The following is a 16,456-nucleotide window of genomic DNA, read 5'->3' as shown; positions in this document are numbered from 1 at the left end:
CGCGGCGTACCCTGAGCCCTCGTGAGCACTGCACCTGTTCAGAGCAGCGAGTTCCGTTACTCCGACCTCCTGCCGACCGGCCCGGACGAGACGCCGTACCGGCTGATCACCACCGAGGGCGTCTCCACCACCGAGGTGGACGGCCAGACCTTCCTGCGCGTGTCGCCGGAGGCGATCCAGCGGCTGACCGCCGAGGCGATGCACGACATCAGCCACTACCTGCGGCCCGCGCACCTCGCGCAGCTGCGCCGGATCATCGACGACCCGGAGGCGTCGGGCAACGACCGCTTCGTCGCGCTCGACCTGCTCAAGAACGTCAACATCTCCGCCGGCGGCGTGCTGCCGATGTGCCAGGACACCGGCACCGCGATCGTCATGGGCAAGAAGTCCGAGGGCGTGCTCACCGGCATCGACGACGGCGAGGCGATCAGCCGTGGCGTGTACGACGCGTACACCAAGCTCAACCTGCGCTACTCCCAGCTGGCGCCGCTGACGACGTTCGAGGAGAAGAACACCGGCACCAACCTCCCGGCGCAGATCGAGATCTACTCGACGCCGCAGACCTCCGGCAAGCCGGAGTACAAGTTCCTCTTCATGGCCAAGGGTGGCGGCTCGGCCAACAAGTCGTTCCTGTTCCAGGAGACCAAGGCGATCCTCAACCCCGAGCGCCTGCTGACCTACCTCGACGAGAAGATCCGCTCGCTCGGCACGGCCGCGTGCCCGCCCTACCACCTCGCCGTGGTCATCGGCGGCACGAGCGCGGAGTACGCCCTCAAGACCGCGAAGTACGCCTCGGCGCACTACCTCGACAACCTCCCGACCGAGGGCTCGATGAGCGCGCACGGCTTCCGCGACCTCGAGCTCGAGGAGGAGGTCTTCAAGCTGACCCAGTCCTTCGGGATCGGCGCGCAGTTCGGCGGGAAGTACTTCTGCCACGACGTCCGCGTCGTCCGGCTCCCCCGCCACGGAGCCTCGTGCCCGGTCGCCATCGCGGTCTCGTGCTCGGCCGACCGGCAGGCGCTGGGCAAGATCACCGCCGAGGGCGTGTTCCTCGAGCAGCTCGAGACCGACCCGGCGCACTACATGCCCGACGCCGGGGTCTCCGACGAGATCTCGTCGGGAGAGGTCGTGCAGATCGACCTGAACCTGCCGATGTCGGAGATCCTCGCCGAGCTCTCGCGCCACCCGGTCAAGACGCGGCTGTCGCTGACCGGGCCCCTCGTCGTCGCCCGCGACATCGCCCACGCCAAGATCAAGGAGCGCCTCGACGCCGGCGAGGAGATGCCGTCGTACCTGCGCGACCACCCGGTCTACTACGCCGGCCCCGCCAAGACCCCTGCCGGCATGGCGTCCGGGTCGTTCGGCCCCACGACGGCCGGTCGCATGGACTCGTACGTCGAGCAGTTCCAGGCCGCGGGCGGCTCGAAGGTGATGCTCGCCAAGGGCAACCGCTCGAAGGTCGTCACCGAGTCCTGCGACGCCCACGGCGGCTTCTACCTCGGCTCGATCGGCGGTCCGGCGGCCCGCCTCGCCCAGGACTGCATCACCTCGGTCTCGGTGCTGGAGTACGAGGAGCTGGGCATGGAGGCGGTCTGGAAGATCGAGGTCGAGGACTTCCCGGCGTTCATCGTGGTGGACGACAAGGGCAACGACTTCTTCACCGACCCCTCCGGTGCCGTCACCGTGCCCGTCTCCGGGATCCGGGTCCGCTCCGCCGAGAAGTGAGCCGAACTGGCACGGATGGGGCATGACACCGCCCTCCCGCGGCGCGATGCTGGAGTGACCACGTCGCTCGGGCGACACCACGACCAGCGGTCGACGAGGGAGTCGAGGTGGGAGGACTGCCGCGACCTGACCTCCCGCCGGGGCCCCAGCGGGAGCTGGTGGACGCCCTGCACGACCTCCACCTCCGCGCCGGCTGGCCCAGCCTGCGGACGCTGGCCCGGGAGGCCGGGTGCAGCCACACCACGGTCTCGCACGTCTTCTCCTCCGCCCGGCTGCCGGCGTGGGGCGTGCTCGAGCTGGTCGTCGAGGCACTGGGGGGTGACACGTCGGGGTTCCACGACCTCTGGCTCGCCGCCGGGCGGGACGAGGACGAGCCGGAGACCCGCGCGCGGCCGGCCATGGCCGGTCGGCGCGAGGAGCTCCTGGTCGTACGACGACACCTCGAGGCGGGCGACGGCCTGATGCTGCTCGTCGGCGAGGCAGGGATCGGGAAGACCCGCCTCGCCACGGTGGCGGCCGACAGCGCCGACGGTGTCGAGGTGCTCACGGGGCACTGCCTGCACCTGTCGGTCGACGTCCCCCTCCTGCCGACGGCGACGGTGCTGCGGGCCGCCCACCGGACCGGTGACGGGACGTGGCTGACGGAGGCGCTGGCCGCCTCGCCGGGATACGTCGAGGAGTCCCTCAAGCGGCTGCTGCCCGAGATGGAGCAGGACGGATCGTCGCCGGCACCCGAGGACGGCTGGTCCCGGCAACGGCTGATGTCGGCGATCCGAACCGTGCTCGAGGCCCTGAGCCGGGTCCGGAGGATGGCCGTCGTCCTGGAGGACCTGCACTGGGCCGACACCGCCACGCTGGCCGTGCTGGAGCACCTCGCCAACGCGGGCGCCGGGCCGCCGCTGCTCGGCACCTTCCGGCTCGACGAGCACACGACCCGGGCGGAGGCGACGGAGTGGTTCACCCGGATCCGGCGCGTCGCCGGGGTGACCACGCTGGAGCTGGAGCCGTTGACCCTTCCCGAGACGGCGCTCCAGGTCGAGCTGCTGGGCGTCTCCATGCCCCCCGGGGAGATCGACAGGCTGCACGCCCGCAGCCGCGGCCAGCCCCTCTTCACCGAGCAGCTGCTGGCCTTCTACGAGACCGGCGACCACTTGCCGGCACTGCTCCGCGACCTGCTGGACCAGCGCCTCGACGGGCTCCGACCCGGGTCCTGGCCGGTGGTCGTGGCGCTGGCGGTCGCGGGCCACCCGCTGAGCCTGGACGTCCTGCGTGCGGCGAGCGGGCTGGAGCAGGACCGGTTGCTCGACTGCCTGCACGAGCTGCGCGACCAGCACCTGCTCGCCGAGGCTGCCGAAGGACGGATCGAGCTGCAGCACCCGCTGCTGGCGGAGGCCATCCAGCGGCGACTCGTCCCCGGCGAGTCCGCGCCCTACCACCAGCGGCTCGCCGAGGCCCTCGAGGCCGCGCCCGCGTCGGTCCCGGCCTCCGCGGTGGCCGCACACTGGCAGGCCGCCGGGCGACCCGACCGCGAGGTCGTCTGCCGCGTCCGTGCCGCACGCGAGGCCGAGCTCCGCTTCGCGGCCCCCCAGGCGGCCACGCACTGGCTGCGGGCCATCCGGATCTGGCCGCCCGAGGCGCACCACGTCGGCGAGCCGCCGGTGGACCTCGTCGGGGCCTACTTCGCCGCGATGGACGCCTTCGAGCAGTCGTCGGAGCCCGAGCGGGCGTCCGCCCTCGCGCAGGAGGCCCTCTCCCTCGCGGCCGGGATGAACGACGAGCAGCTGGCCGGGCTCTACCGCCGGGCCGCGGACTACCTCGGCGAGGTGGACGAGGAGTCGGCACTCGTCCTCATCAACAAGGCCACGGCCTACCTGCACCACGTCCCCACGTCGATGAGCCACCTCGACACCCTGCGCCTGCGGGCCAGGACCCTCAGCGGGCTGGGTCGCCTGGCCGAGGGCCTGCGCGACGCGCGCCGGGTGGTCGAGATCAGCCGTGAGCTGGGTGACCCCGACGAGCTGCGCAGCTCGCTCATGCACGTCGCGTGGTACGAGGCGGTGACCGGCGACTCCGCGGACGCGGTCCAGCACGCCGTCGAGGCGGCGGCGCTCCCGACCCTGCGGGACGACCCGGTCCGCGAGGTCCAGTTCGGCATGCGCCACACCGACCTGCTCCTGATCACCGGGGGCAGCGCCGAGGCGATCGAGGCCGCCGGCGCAGCGGGTCTCGAGGCCGCCGACCGGTGGGGCATCGACACCCGTGAGTCGAGCTCGCTGCGCGCCAACGTCGCCGACGCGCTCCGCCGGTCCGGGCACACCCTCCGGGCGGCCGCCATCATCGACCCCCTGACCGAGGCCGACCTCGACCCCCACCGCTGGGCGCTGCACACCGAGCGGGCCACCCTGGACATGATGCGTGGACGCCGCGACGACGCGCTGCGCCGCTTCGAGGCCCTCGACGCCGTCGAGCTGCCGTCGCTGTGGAACCGCGCCGACGTCACGCAGTACGCCGCCCGCTCCGAGCTGTGGCTCGGCCGGCCGCAGGCCGCCTGGGACCGGCTCGTCGCGATGCTGGAGATGGCCGCCCGCTTCGACGCGATCTCCTCGCTCGGCATGCTGCTCGTGCTCGGGGCACGTGCAGCCGCGGACCTCGTCGAGACGACCCCGCCCGGGTCGGCGGCGCGACGCCGCCACGCCGACCGGCTGCGCGCCATCCGGTCGACCCCCGACCGCGACCCGCTGGCCGCGCCCACACCCGGGGCGGTCGCTGCCTCGTGGGCGGCCGAGACGGACCGGCTCGCCGGCGGGCACGACGTGCGCCCCTGGCTGGCCGCCGCGGCGGAGTGGGACGGCCTGGACCGCCCCCACGACGCGGCGTACGCACGATGGCGCGCCGCTCAGGCGAACATCGTGGCCGGACACGCCGGGCGCGCGCCGGCGCTGCTGCGCCGGGCCGCCCGGGACGCCCGGGAGCACGCCCCGCTCCTGGCCGCCATCCTGGCGACGCAGCCGGAAGGGACCGCCGATCCGTCCGGGTGACCCGCGTCAGACCGGGGCGACGACGAGGGAGCCCCGGCGATGGGCGTCGAGCGGCGAGGGGCGCCGGTCGAGGCGGGAGTCGAGGACCGCCAGGGCGGGCTCCGGCTGTCCCGAGCTGACGAGGGCGAAGAGGAGGGTCTCCTCAACGACCTCGCGCTGGGCGGCCGAGCCACCGACGCGCACGAGCGTGGGCAGGAGATCGGTGAGGATCTCCGCGGCCCGGGTCCACTGCTGCTGGCCGGCGGCGAGGAGCGCGTCGCAGAGTGCCGCGCCGGTCGCCCGGATCGCCGGGTCGGACGCCGACCGGCAGTGGTCGCGGAGCCGGGCCAGACGGGAGAGGTCGCCGGCGGCGGCCAGCGCGAGCGCCGAGTGCATCGCCACGAACGGTGTCTCGGGTCGGTCGATCAGGTCTGCCCCGGCCGCCTCGAGCACGCACTCCACCGGTGGCGGGGCGACCTCGTGGGGGAAGGCCTGCGAGCCCGCGGCGGCGTCCCAGTCGGCGGTGGTGATCCGCCAGCGCCAGAGCAGCGAGGCCGAGTCGATGAGCGAGCGGACCCCGGTGACCGCCGGCGGGGCGAGCTGGCTGTAGTAGCGCTGCCGGACCGCCTCGGTGTCGCCGATGGCCAGGTCGTGCAGCGCCGCGTGCCAGGAGAAGTGAGCCCGGTGCGAGGCCGAGCGACCGCACTCGGCCACCCAGTGGTCGAGCCACACCCGCCCGCCCTCGTGCTTGCCGGTCTCGTACATCACGTGCGTCTGCGCGTGCACCGCGTGGCCCGAGGAGGGCTCGCAGAACAGCGCGCTCTCCGCGAGCAGCCCGGCCTCGTCGAAGCGACCCTGGTCCTGCCGGGTGAAGGCGAGCAGCGAGATGTACCACCAGTGGTCGCCGTACGCCGGGGCGAGCCCGTCGACCAGGTCCCAGGCCTCCTGCTGGATGTCGGTGACCCCGGAGAACGCGATCGTCGGTACCGCCGCCGACACGGCCAGCACGTCGCGCGGGTGGTGGGCGATGTGGTTCATCAGCGCGGTCGCGCCCCCGTGGCGGGCGTCGTCGACCCGGCGGCCGATGACGTCCACCAGGCTGCGCTCGCGCTCGTCGCCCCGCTTCAGGACGGCACGACGGGCGGCCTGCAACGAGCCGGCCACGTCGGTCGACGCCCCGGCCTCGTGGCCGAGCATCGCCAGCGCGGCATGGGCCAGCGCGAAGTCGGGGTCGAGCGACGCCGCCTCGCGCAGCAGCTCCTCGCCGCCGGACTGGAGGCGCATCACCCGCTCCAGACCGGCGTTGTAGCGCGCCGCCGCCTCCGCCGTCGCCGACAGCGGCAGGCCGAGGGGGTCGCGAGGACGGGCGACGGGGTGGTGGCCGCTGACCAGCCGGCCGTCCTCGAGGCGGCGCGGCATCGGGGCGACTGCGTCGAGCACGTCGACCGCCAGGCCGAGCGCCTGGCTGCGGATCTCGGGGACCGCGGTCGACTCCCAGAGCTCCCCGCGCCGCAGCGCACCCAGTGTCCACACCGGTGCGTCCGCCCGACCGGTCGAGTCGAGAAGCCGTCCGTCGCGGGTCCGGAAGCCCATCCCGGCGGTGGCCGGCTGCGCCAGGGAGACGCCGCCGCGCACGGTGAGGAGGTCGTCGAGCACGGGGTTGCCGAGGCGTCGTACGTCGAGGGCGGGGCCGGTGCAGTTGACCACCCAGCCGACCTCGTGGGTCGAGTCGTCGGCGAGGGTCACCCGCAGCCCGCCACCGGTGAGCGGCGCCGCGTCGGCGACCGTGCCGGCGAGGTGGCGCAGCCGGTCGGCGGTCGCCAGCTCGCGGAGCACCGCAGCCGAGGTGGGCGGCATCCGGTGTCGGACCCGGTTCCAGTCGCCGGCGTCGGTGGCCAGGAACTCGGCACGATCCTCCTCGGACAGCCGCTGCCACAGCTCGCTGACCCGGAAGCGCAGCCCGTCCATCGCCGGTCGCCAGTCGCCGCCGGTGGCCCGCACCCGCTCCACGTGCTCGGCGACGCTGGCCCGCAGCCCGGCCAGCGTGGAGCCCCAGTCGTCGACGTCGGGGATCGCGGCCAGCTGGAGCTCGTCGGCGTGCCGCGCGGGCATCTCGCCGGTGCGCGACACGGCGAGCACGCGCCGGTCCTCACGGCCGCCGGGCCGGGTCAGGGAGAGGACGACGTCGACCATGGTGAGGCCGGCCCCGACGACCAGCACGTCACCGGCGCCGACGCGGTCGCGGCGTACGACGTCCAGCGCGCCGGGCGCCCACGGGTCCGGCACGAAGAACGGCGAGCCGGTGAGGCCCGGCGGCGCCCAGTCGTGACCCGCGGCCGGCAGGCCGGTGGCGACGACCACCGCATCGGCGGCCAGGTCGTGCCCGTCGTCCAGCAGCACGGTGGTCCCACCCGCGTGGCGTCGTACGCCGACGGCCCCGGCCCGGACGTGGCGCAGCGAGGCGGTGGCGGCCGCCAGGTCGAAGGCGTCGGTGAGCGTCTCGTCGAGGTAGCGGGCGTACTGACGACGTGGTGCGAAGGTCCCCGGCTCGACCCCGGTGGCGTGCTCCTGACGGGCCCGCCAGGCCACGAAGTGGCCGGGGTCCTGCGGCAGTGCGGTCATGCCCGCAGCCGGCACGTTGAGGAGGTGCGCGTCGTCGGTCGTGCCGAACGCGGTGCCCCGGCCGGGGCGGTCCGCGGGGTCCACGACCACCACGTCGACCCCGGTCCCGCGCTGGTGCGCGGTGCGCGCGAGGTGGAGCGCCACCAGCGCACCCGCGGCACCGCCGCCGATGACCACGACCTGGGGGCGACCCGACCCCGGAGAACCCAGCACCACGACATACCTCCTTAGACGATTGACTCACTCTACTTTCCACATCGCGGGATGGGCGAATGGACACGGCGAGGTCCCGCGACCGGATCGGCGGCCCGGGCAGGCAGGATGGTGCGCATGCCTGGAGACACCACCACCTCCGCCGAGATCGCCCGCGCCGAGTCCCCTCGCGGCGAGCTCGTGCTGCGCCGGCGCAGCAACCCCGGCGCTGCCGACGTCGTCGAGCTGCGCGTCAACGGGGTCTTCGTGATGGACACCCTCGAGACGAGCACCGAGATCGAGCTGGCGGGCGTGGCGCTCGACCTCGTCGACGACCCGCGCGACGTGGTGATCGGCGGGCTCGGCCTGGGCTTCACCCTCCAGCGCATCCTGGCCGACGTCCGCGTCGAGCGCGCCACGGTCGTCGAGATCGAGGAGTCGCTCGTCGGCTGGATGCGCGACGGCACGGTCCCGCACGGGCCGGCCCTGCTCGCCGACCAGCGGGTCAGGATCGTCAACGCCGACATCCTGATGGCGATCGCGGAGGCCCGCGACACCCACGACCTGCTGCTGCTCGACGTCGACAACGGCCCGGGCTACCTGGTCCACGACGGCAACGCGGACGTCTACGGCCGCGACTTCCTGGGCCGCTGCCGCGACGTCCTCCACGACCGGGGAGTCCTGGTGGTCTGGTCGGCGGCCCGCTCCCCCGAGCTCCTCGCCGCGCTGGAGGACGTCTTCGGTGCCGCCGAGGAGCGCGCGTACGACGTCCTGCTGCAGGACCGCCCCGAGCAGTACTTCCTCTACGTCGCCCGTCGCTCAACCCCGGAGGCCTCGCCCGCGTAGGGACGGGTGACGACGACGGGCAAGGGCACGAGGGGGACCGCATGGGTCGAGGAGACCGGGACCGCGAGTTCGAGGAGTTCGTGGCCGCCGCGTGGCCACGGCTGCGGCGGGCGGCCTACCTGCTCAGCCACGACTCCCACGAGGCGGAGGACCTGGTGCAGTCGGCGCTCGCCCGCTGCTACGCGGGCTGGGGGCGGATCCGCACCGAGTCGGCCTACTCCTACGTCCACCGGGCGCTGGTCAACGGCTACATCGACAGCACCCGGCGACGTACGCCGATCCCGGTCGACCACGCGGCACACGACGCCGACGACCGGGCGGCCGGACCCATCGACCGGGCCGACCAGCGCAGCGAGCTGACCGCCCTACTGGCGCCGTTGTCACCCCGCGAACGCTCCATCGTCGTGCTGCGCTACTACCTCGACACCTCCGAGCAGGAGGTCGCCCGCGAGCTGGGCGTCTCGGTCGGCACGGTGAAGAGCACGGCGTCCCGCGCCCTCGCCCGCCTGCGTTCGGCCCACGCCACGACGACCACCCAGGAGCACCGATGACCCGCACCGACGACGACCTCGCCCTGCTCGTGGCCCTCGAGCCGACCTCCACCCGCTCCCCCGACCTCGGTGCGATCCGGAGCGCCGGTCGGCGGCTGGAGCGCCGCCGCCGGGCCGTCCACGGCGTGGCCGCCCTGGCCGTCGTCGGAGCGCTGGGGGTGCCGGCGGCGCTCGTCGCCACCCACGGCGGTGCCGGCGTCACGCCCACGCCGGCCCCGGCTCCCGCGACCACCACGCCCTCGGTGACCGAGGACCGGACAGCGCCGGTCGACCAGCTCACCGACGCGGCCCCGGAGCTCATCGGGCGGGGCTGCGGCGTGCTCGGCTGCCCTCGCGACGCCGTCCCCGAGACCGGGGAGGTGGTGGGCGAGCCCTGGGCCGTCGCCGCCCTCGCCAACGGCACGGACGAGGTCTTCTACGCCGTGCGCCCGTCCCCCGGCTCCGAGGTCGTCGTCGCGACCGGCTTCGTCGTCGACGGCGACCTCCAGCGCCTGGCGCTCCCCCTGCGCCCGGGAGGGGAACCCCTCCAGCTCGTGGGCGGCGGGCGGCGTCAGGGGCCGGACGGCGCGTCGTACAGCATCGTGGGCCTCGCCGAGGACGCCACCGAGGTCTCGTGGCAGAGCCAGCCGGGCACCTGGTACGGCACCATCGAGAACCGCGACCTGGTCCCGGGGTGGACCGTCTTCCACGTCGCCGGGCAGTGGGACGCGTCCTGGCCCGCGGGTGGCGGGGCGCTGGTGTCACTGCGCATCGACGGCGAGGTCGTCCACGGCGGATGATCGACACCCTGCCGGGCGGTGCGCCCGGGCGGCGCCCCGGGTGGCCCCCCGGGGTGGGACGACCCACCCCGGCCCGGGGGTAGCGTCGGGGCCATGAGCCAGACACGCACCGAGCACGACTCCATGGGCGAGGTCGAGGTCCCGGCCGACGCCCTGTGGCGGGCCCAGACCCAGCGCGCGATCGACAACTTCCCGATCAGCGGGACCACCCTCGAGCGCCGCCACGTCCAGGCGCTCGCCCTCGTCAAGGGGGCGGCCGCGCGGGTCAACGGCGACCTCGGGGTCATCACCGCCGAGCAGGCGGGCGCGATCGCCGACGCCGCCGCCGCGGTGGCGACCGGGGAGCACGACGACCACTTCCCGCTCGACGTCTTCCAGACCGGGTCGGGCACCAGCTCCAACATGAACACCAACGAGGTGCTCGCCTCGCTCGCCGGGCGCGCCGGCGTCGAGGTCCACCCCAACGACCACGTCAACGCCTCGCAGAGCAGCAACGACACCTTCCCCACGTCGATCCACGTCGCGGCGACGCTGGCCGTGGTCGAGGACCTGCTCCCGGCGCTCGACGTGCTCGCCACCTCGTTCGAGGCCAAGGCCGACGAGTTCGCCAGGGTCGTGAAATCCGGCCGCACGCACCTGATGGACGCCACCCCGGTGATGCTCGGCCAGGAGATGGGCGGGTACGCCGCGACCGTGCGCTACGCCGCCGAGCGCCTCGAGGCGGTCCTCCCCCGCGTCCGAGAGCTCCCCCTCGGCGGCACCGCGGTGGGCACCGGCATCAACACCCCGCCCGGCTTCGCCGCCGCGGTCATCGACCGGCTCTCGGCCGACACCGGGCAGGACTTCACCGAGGCGCGCAACCACTTCGAGGCGCAGGGGACCCGCGACTCGCTCGTCGAGCTCAGCGGTGCGCTGCGCACCTACGCCGTCGGCCTCACCAAGATCTGCAACGACCTGCGGTGGATGTCGTCGGGCCCCACGACCGGCCTCGCCGAGATCCACCTCCCCGACCTGCAGCCCGGGTCGAGCATCATGCCCGGCAAGGTCAACCCGGTCCTGCCCGAGGCCACGCTGATGGTCTGCGCGCAGGTGGTCGGCAACGACGCGACCGTCGCCTGGGCCGGCGCCGCCGGCAGCTTCGAGCTCAACGTGATGATGCCCGTGATGGCGCGCAACCTCCTCGAGTCGATCCGCCTCCTGTCGACCTCCTCGACCGTCCTGGCGCAGCGCTGTGTCGACGGGATCACCGCCGACGTCGACCGGATGCGGGCGTACGCCGAGTCGTCGCCGTCCGTCGTCACGCCGCTCAACAAGCACGTCGGCTACGAGCAGGCGGCGAAGATCGCCAAGCAGGCGATGAAGGACGGCACCACCATCCGCGAGACTGTGCTCTCGATGGGGTACGTCGACCGCGGCGACCTCACCGAGCAGCAGCTCGACGACGCCCTCGACGTGGATCGGATGACCCGCCCGTGAACCAGCTCGACGACCCGGACCACGTCCGCACCCAGTACGCCACCGAGGACCACCTCGAGACCCGCCGGTCCGTGTGGCAGCCCACCGCCGACGGCCTCGACCCCGAGACCGAGGCGCTGCGCGCCATCGACCGCGCCCTGGTCGGCGACGCCCGCGTCCTCGAGGTGGGCTGCGGCACGGGCGTGATGGCCGAGCGGATCCACGGCCTCCCCGGGGTCACCCTGGTGGCGACCGACTTCTCGCCTCGGTTCGTCGACCTCACCGCGGCCCGTGGCGTCGACGCCCGGCAGGCCGACATCTGCTACCTGCCGTTCGAGGACGCCTCCTTCGACGTGGTCTACGCGGGCTGGATGCTCTACCACGTGCGCGACCTCGAGCGGGCGCTCAACGAGGTCCGCCGGGTGCTGCGCCCGGGCGGCACGTTCGTCTCCGTCACCAACGGCCAGGACCACCTCGCCGACCTGCACAAGGACGCCGGCGGCCGGGTGGCGGGCAGCCAGTTCAGCAGCGAGACCGGCGAGTCCGTGCTGCGGCGCCGCTTCGCCGACGTACGCCGCCACGACCTCGAGACGCGCGCGGTCTTCCCCGACCACGCCAGCGCCCAGGCCTACCTCGACTCGACCGGCGACGGCCTCGTGCTGCCGGAGTTCGAGGGTGGGCGCGAGTACGCCGGGGCGGTCACGGTCTTCGAGGCCCGCTGACGCCCGGTCAGTACCAGTTGTTGCCGGCCTTGAAGGACCAGGCGTTGCACGGCGTGCCGTAGGTGTCCTGGATGTAGCCGAGGCCCCAGCGGATCTGCGACTCGGCCGACGTCATGTAGTCCGACGGCAGGTCGTGCAGCTCGGTGAGCGCTTGCGGGATGCCGTAGGCCGAGGAGGTCGGGTTGTCGGCGGTGGTGCTCCAGCCGGACTCGCTCATGTAGAGGGAGTCGAGGCAGCTGAACTGCGAGGAGTCGAAGCCGAACTCCGGCAGCAGCGCCCGGGCGATGTCGCGCGGGTCGGCGCTCGAGAGGTCCTCGGTGCGGGTGACGGCCGGCCCCTCGGCCACCGACAACGCCGCGCGCTTGGTCGCGTCGGTCGCACCCCGGCGGTCCGAGCGGGACACGGGTACGACGGACTCGCGGCGCTCGAGGGCGCTCGGGTCGGAGTCCGCGGAGGCCACCGTGACGCCACCGACGGCCGCCGAGGCCAGGTCGGCCGCGGCGGTGCCGGCCGGGGAGCCGAGGACGCCGCCGGACACGCTGACGCCGGTCACGGCGGCCGCGACGCCGGTGAGCACCACGGAGGTGCGCACCATCCGGGCAGGCAGCGAACGGGTCGCCTTGTGCTTGCCGGGGGCGCGGTGTCGGGGGACGTACTTCTCGGGCTTCGACGCGGGTGTCAGGGGCACAGGGGAGCTCACGGGGTAGAGGTCAGGACGATGTCGCGCCCGTCAGGAATCAGGGGGGAACGGGCTGCGACAGGGTGTGAAGATCACGAAACGATCACGGGCCACCATGCAGGAGTGCGGAGGCCCATGCAAACCGAACGACGAAACTCGTGGCATTTTCCACCACATCCCCCGCCACAGGAGTCACGGGGGTCACACGAGCCACGCCGGCCACACCGGAAAGGCTGGCAGGTGAGGGATGCCACGGAGCACGACGACCCGGCTCGCGCCCGGGACGTGGGCGCCAGCCGGGTCGGCGTACCCGACCTCGACGGGGGTCAGAGGACGACGTTCTCCAGCATCTCGGTGACCAGCGCTGCGATGGGCGACCGCTCGGACCGGGTCAGGGTCACGTGCGCGAAGAGCGGGTGGCCCTTGAGCTTGTCGATCACCGCCACGATGCCGTCGTGGCGTCCGACGCGCAGGTTGTCGCGCTGCGCGACGTCGTGGGTCAGCACCACCTTGGAGTTGGCCCCGATCCGCGACAGCACCGTCAGGAGCACGTTGCGCTCCAGCGACTGGGCCTCGTCGACGATGACGAACGCGTCGTGGAGGGAGCGGCCGCGGATGTGCGTGAGCGGCAGCACCTCGAGCATCCCGCGGTCCATCACCTCGTCGATGACGTCGGGCGTGGTGAGGGCGCCGAGGGTGTCGAACACCGCCTGGCCCCAGGGCGACATCTTCTCCGACTCCGACCCCGGCAGGTAGCCGAGCTCCTGTCCGCCGACGGCGAAGAGCGGCCGGAAGACGACGACCTTCTTGTGCTGGCCGCGCTCGAGGGTGGCCTCCAGTCCGGCGCACAGCGCGAGGGCGGACTTGCCGGTGCCGGCCCGGCCGCCCAGCGAGACGATCCCGACCTCCGGGTCGAGGAGCATCTCGAGGGCGATGCGCTGCTCGGCGGAGCGACCGTGGATGCCGAAGGCCTCGCGGTCGCCGCGGACCAGGTGCACCTGCTTGTCGGGACCGACGCGACCCAGCGCGGTGCCCCGGTCGGAGAGGAGAACGAGGCCGTTGTGGCACGGCAGGTCGCGCGCCTCGGCGAGGTCGATGACCCCGTCGTCGTACAGCTCGTCGAGCTCGGTGGAGGTCACCTCGAGCTCGGCCATGCCGGTGTAGCCGGTGTCGGAGTCGCTGATCGCCTCCGCGCGGTACTCCTCGGCGTCGAGCCCGACCGCCGAGGCCTTGATGCGCAGCGGCAGGTCCTTGGAGACCAGCGTGACCTGGTGCCCCTCGTTGGCGAGGTTGCGGGCCACCGCGAGGATCCGGGTGTCGTTGTCGCCGAGGCGGAAGCCCGACGGCAGCGAGGCCGGGTCGGTGTGGTTGAGCTCGACACGCACGCTGCCGCCCTCGTCCCCGACCGGCACGGGCTCGTCGAGCCGGCCGTGCTGGATGCGCAGCTCGTCGAGGCTCCGCAACGCGGTGCGTGCGAAGAACCCGAGCTCCGGGTGGTGGCGCTTGCCCTCGAGCTCGGTGATGACGACCACCGGGAGGACCACCTCGTGCTCCGCGAAGCGGCGCAGGGCGCCGGGATCGGCCAGCAGGACGCTGGTGTCGAGGACATACGTGCGGTTCTGGCTGACCTGCTTGTTCGAGCTCACGGAGTGCCTACCCCTATCGGACCGGCGCGACGCACCACACCCGGTCCAGTTCAACTCATGGACCGGACGGCTCCTCGAAGTGGTGCGTGACTCCCACAGCTGCCTCCCGATTCAGCAGGCTTCCCCACCTGCCGATGAGGCCGAAAGTACGCCCGGCCAAGGCCGAATTCGGGCGACACGCCCGAACGCGGGATGAACGCTGTGTTACCGCGCCCAGGACCCGCCCTTCGAGGCTCGGAGCTCCGCTCCTCGCACCTCAGGAACCACCCTTCGAGGCTCGGAGCTCCGCTCCTCGCGCCTCAGGAACCGAAGCGGCGCTCGCGCTCGGCGTACGCGCGGATGGCCCGCAGGAAGTCGACGCGGCGGAAGTCGGGCCACAGCGCCTCGCAGAAGTAGAACTCCGAGTGCGCCGACTGCCACAGCAGGAAGCCGCCGAGGCGCTGCTCCCCCGACGTGCGGATCACGAGGTCGGGGTCGGGCTGGCCCTTGGTGTAGAGGTGGTCGGAGATGTGCTCGACGTCGATGACGTCGGCCAGCTCCTCCAGGGAGGTGCCGCGCGCGGCGTGTTCGTGGAGCAGGGAGCGCACGGCGTCCGCGATCTCGCGCCGCCCGCCGTAGCCGACCGCGATGTTGACCAGGATCCCGTCGACGTCGCGGGTGGCCTCCTCGGCGTCCTTGAGCTTCTGCGCGGTGCTGGCCGGGAGCAGGTCGAGGGCGCCCACCGGGTGGATGCGCCAGCGGCCGGTGGCCGCGAGCGACTCGACCGCCCCCTCGATGATCTGGAGGAGGCCGGCCATCTGCTCGGGCGGGCGGTTGGTGAGGTTGTCGCTGGAGAGCAGCCACAGCGTCACGACCTTGACGCCCACCTCCTCGCACCAGCCGAGCAGCGGGAAGATGTTGTCGGCGCCGGCCTGGTAGCCGCCCGCAGTGTCGAGGCCGACGGCCTTGGCCCAGCGCCGGTTGCCGTCGAGCATGAGGCCGACGTGCTGGGGGATGCGGTCAGCCGGGAGGAACTTCACGACCCGGTGCTCGTAGGCCGGGTAGAGCACCCGACGCACCGCGTCCTTCAACTTCGCCACGTGACCGATGGTAACCGGGCCCTAGGGTGTCGCCGTGCCTGATGCTTCCGACACCGACGTGTCCCTGGTCGGGATCGACGAGACCACCGCCGGCCTGCGCGACACCCCACCTCGCCGTCGGGGCCGCTGGTTCCGACGCGCAGGCGTGGCGCTGCTGGTGCTCGTCGTCTTGCTCTCCGCCTTCGACCTCCTCGGCCCGCGCCAGGGCGACGTCACCGCGCAGAACGGCGGTTACACCCTCGCGGTGGAGTATCCGCAGGTCACCCGGGCCGGGCAGCCCGCACCCCTGCACGTGACCGTGGACGCCAGCATGGGCTTCGGCGACACCGTGCAGGTGCGGTTCTGCGACGAGTTCTTCAACGACCTCGACTTCCAGAACTGGTATCCCAACCCCGCGGCCGAGACGACCGTGCCGCCCTGGATCATCTACGAGTTCGACCCGCCGCCGACCGGCACCACGATCGAGATCAGCCTCGACGCCCGCGTGTCGCCGGGGCAGTTCGGCGAGACCGACGACTGCCAGGTCAGCGTGCTCGTCGAGGACGAGGCGGTCATCTCGACCTCCTTCACGAGCTGGAGGATGCCCTGATGGACATCCTGATCAGGTCCCTCGCGATCTTCCTGTTCCTGTGGCTCATCGTCCGTGTCGGCGGCAAGCGCGAGGTCGCGCAGCTGTCCGCGTTCGACATGATCCTGCTCATCACCGTCGGCGACCTGGTGAGCCAGGGCATCCTCCAGGAGGACTACTCGGTGACCGCCGCGGTCATCGCCGTGGCCACCTTCGCGGTGGCGGGCATGGTCCTCAACTCGCTGGCCTTCCGCTATCCGGGCTTCCGTCCGTGGCTCGCCGGCCGTGCACGCATCGTCGTACGCGACGGGGAGCCGTTGCTCGAGACCCTGTCCGGGGAGCGGATGACGATCCAGGACGTCCACGAGGCCGCTCGCCAGCAGGGCATCCGCCGCCTCAGCGACATCGAGCTCTGCGTGCTCGAGACCGACGGCTCGTTCTCCTTCTTCACCCGGGGCGAGGAGGACCAGCGGGACGGCTCGCCGGACGACCACGAGATCGCCTGAGGAGGCCCCCTGGGGGTGACCTCGGTCCCGTGACCGTGACTCTCGAGGTGCCTACGGGTAGTTTCGTGA

The 16,456-nt window shown here is 72.9% G+C and carries 13 protein-coding genes; 9 read left to right on the top strand and 4 right to left on the bottom strand.

The window, feature by feature from the left end:
• Window positions 1-21: 21 nt before the first annotated feature.
• Window positions 22-1,725: a fumarate hydratase gene (locus tag DAE25_RS03850; RefSeq protein WP_107764846.1), complete on the top strand. Its 1,704-nt coding sequence runs from the start codon at window positions 22-24 to the stop codon at window positions 1,723-1,725.
• 107 nt (window positions 1,726-1,832) lie between these two features.
• Window positions 1,833-4,763, top strand: a complete 2,931-nt coding sequence (locus DAE25_RS03845; protein ID WP_159083556.1) for an ATP-binding protein — start codon at window positions 1,833-1,835, stop codon at window positions 4,761-4,763.
• Window positions 4,764-4,769: 6 nt separating this feature from the next.
• Here DAE25_RS03845 and DAE25_RS03840 read toward each other — a convergent pair whose 3' ends face one another.
• Complete coding sequence (locus DAE25_RS03840) at window positions 4,770-7,580, bottom strand: FAD-dependent oxidoreductase (protein ID WP_199907403.1); 2,811 nt, start codon at window positions 7,578-7,580, stop codon at window positions 4,770-4,772.
• Window positions 7,581-7,694: 114 nt separating this feature from the next.
• Here DAE25_RS03840 and DAE25_RS03835 point away from each other — a divergent pair, with 114 nt between their 5' ends.
• The 5 genes from DAE25_RS03835 (at window position 7,695) to DAE25_RS03815 (ending at window position 11,909) form a co-directional block, all read left to right on the top strand.
• Window positions 7,695-8,402 (top strand): spermidine synthase, encoded by a 708-nt coding sequence (locus tag DAE25_RS03835; RefSeq protein WP_199907402.1) that lies wholly within the window; start codon window positions 7,695-7,697, stop codon window positions 8,400-8,402.
• A 41-nt stretch (window positions 8,403-8,443) separates the two neighbouring features.
• Window positions 8,444-8,953 (top strand): SigE family RNA polymerase sigma factor, encoded by a 510-nt coding sequence (locus DAE25_RS03830; RefSeq protein WP_107764843.1) that lies wholly within the window; start codon window positions 8,444-8,446, stop codon window positions 8,951-8,953.
• Complete coding sequence (locus DAE25_RS03825) at window positions 8,950-9,732, top strand: hypothetical protein (RefSeq protein WP_107764842.1); 783 nt, start codon at window positions 8,950-8,952, stop codon at window positions 9,730-9,732. Before DAE25_RS03830 ends, DAE25_RS03825 begins: the two co-directional genes overlap by 4 nt.
• 93 nt (window positions 9,733-9,825) lie before the next feature.
• Window positions 9,826-11,208, top strand: coding sequence for a class II fumarate hydratase (locus DAE25_RS03820; RefSeq protein WP_107764841.1), 1,383 nt, complete (start codon window positions 9,826-9,828; stop codon window positions 11,206-11,208).
• Window positions 11,205-11,909, top strand: a complete 705-nt coding sequence (locus DAE25_RS03815; RefSeq protein ID WP_159083555.1) for a class I SAM-dependent methyltransferase — start codon at window positions 11,205-11,207, stop codon at window positions 11,907-11,909. The genes DAE25_RS03820 and DAE25_RS03815 overlap by 4 nt, the downstream gene beginning before the upstream one ends.
• A 7-nt stretch (window positions 11,910-11,916) precedes the next feature.
• Here DAE25_RS03815 and DAE25_RS03810 read toward each other — a convergent pair whose 3' ends face one another.
• The 3 genes from DAE25_RS03810 to DAE25_RS03800 all read right to left on the bottom strand — a co-directional run bounded on the left by DAE25_RS03810 (window position 11,917) and on the right by DAE25_RS03800 (window position 15,313).
• The gene (locus DAE25_RS03810) at window positions 11,917-12,609 is read right to left on the bottom strand and encodes an aggregation-promoting factor C-terminal-like domain-containing protein (protein ID WP_234410823.1); all 693 of its coding nucleotides are present in this window, start codon (window positions 12,607-12,609) and stop codon (window positions 11,917-11,919) included.
• 305 nt (window positions 12,610-12,914) lie between these two features.
• Entirely contained in the window at window positions 12,915-14,234 is a 1,320-nt protein-coding gene (locus tag DAE25_RS03805) for a PhoH family protein (protein ID WP_107764840.1), read from the bottom strand.
• A 299-nt stretch (window positions 14,235-14,533) separates the two neighbouring features.
• The gene (locus DAE25_RS03800) at window positions 14,534-15,313 is read right to left on the bottom strand and encodes an isoprenyl transferase (protein ID WP_107764839.1); all 780 of its coding nucleotides are present in this window, start codon (window positions 15,311-15,313) and stop codon (window positions 14,534-14,536) included.
• A 34-nt stretch (window positions 15,314-15,347) separates the two neighbouring features.
• Here DAE25_RS03800 and DAE25_RS03795 point away from each other — a divergent pair, with 34 nt between their 5' ends.
• Both DAE25_RS03795 and DAE25_RS03790 read left to right on the top strand, forming a co-directional pair.
• Complete coding sequence (locus tag DAE25_RS03795; protein ID WP_159083554.1) at window positions 15,348-15,902, top strand: hypothetical protein; 555 nt, start codon at window positions 15,348-15,350, stop codon at window positions 15,900-15,902.
• Window positions 15,902-16,387: a DUF421 domain-containing protein gene (locus DAE25_RS03790; protein ID WP_107764837.1), complete on the top strand. Its 486-nt coding sequence runs from the start codon at window positions 15,902-15,904 to the stop codon at window positions 16,385-16,387. Before DAE25_RS03795 ends, DAE25_RS03790 begins: the two co-directional genes overlap by 1 nt.
• Window positions 16,388-16,456 lie beyond the last annotated feature (69 nt).

This window comes from Nocardioides terrigena (assembly GCF_003047265.1).
Classification (GTDB): Bacteria; Actinomycetota; Actinomycetes; order Propionibacteriales; family Nocardioidaceae; genus Nocardioides; species Nocardioides terrigena.
The sequence above is the reverse complement of the archived record's forward strand: the minus strand, read 5'-3'. Positions and strand labels throughout refer to the sequence as shown.

Coding starts and splice junctions, on each gene's coding strand:
- DAE25_RS03835 (WP_199907402.1), top strand. CDS start 7,695: ATGCCTGGAGACACCACCACCTCCGCCGAGATCGCCCGCGCCGAGTCC.
- DAE25_RS03830 (WP_107764843.1), top strand. CDS start 8,444: ATGGGTCGAGGAGACCGGGACCGCGAGTTCGAGGAGTTCGTGGCCGCC.
- DAE25_RS03825 (WP_107764842.1), top strand. CDS start 8,950: ATGACCCGCACCGACGACGACCTCGCCCTGCTCGTGGCCCTCGAGCCG.
- DAE25_RS03820 (WP_107764841.1), top strand. CDS start 9,826: ATGAGCCAGACACGCACCGAGCACGACTCCATGGGCGAGGTCGAGGTC.
- DAE25_RS03790 (WP_107764837.1), top strand. CDS start 15,902: ATGGACATCCTGATCAGGTCCCTCGCGATCTTCCTGTTCCTGTGGCTC.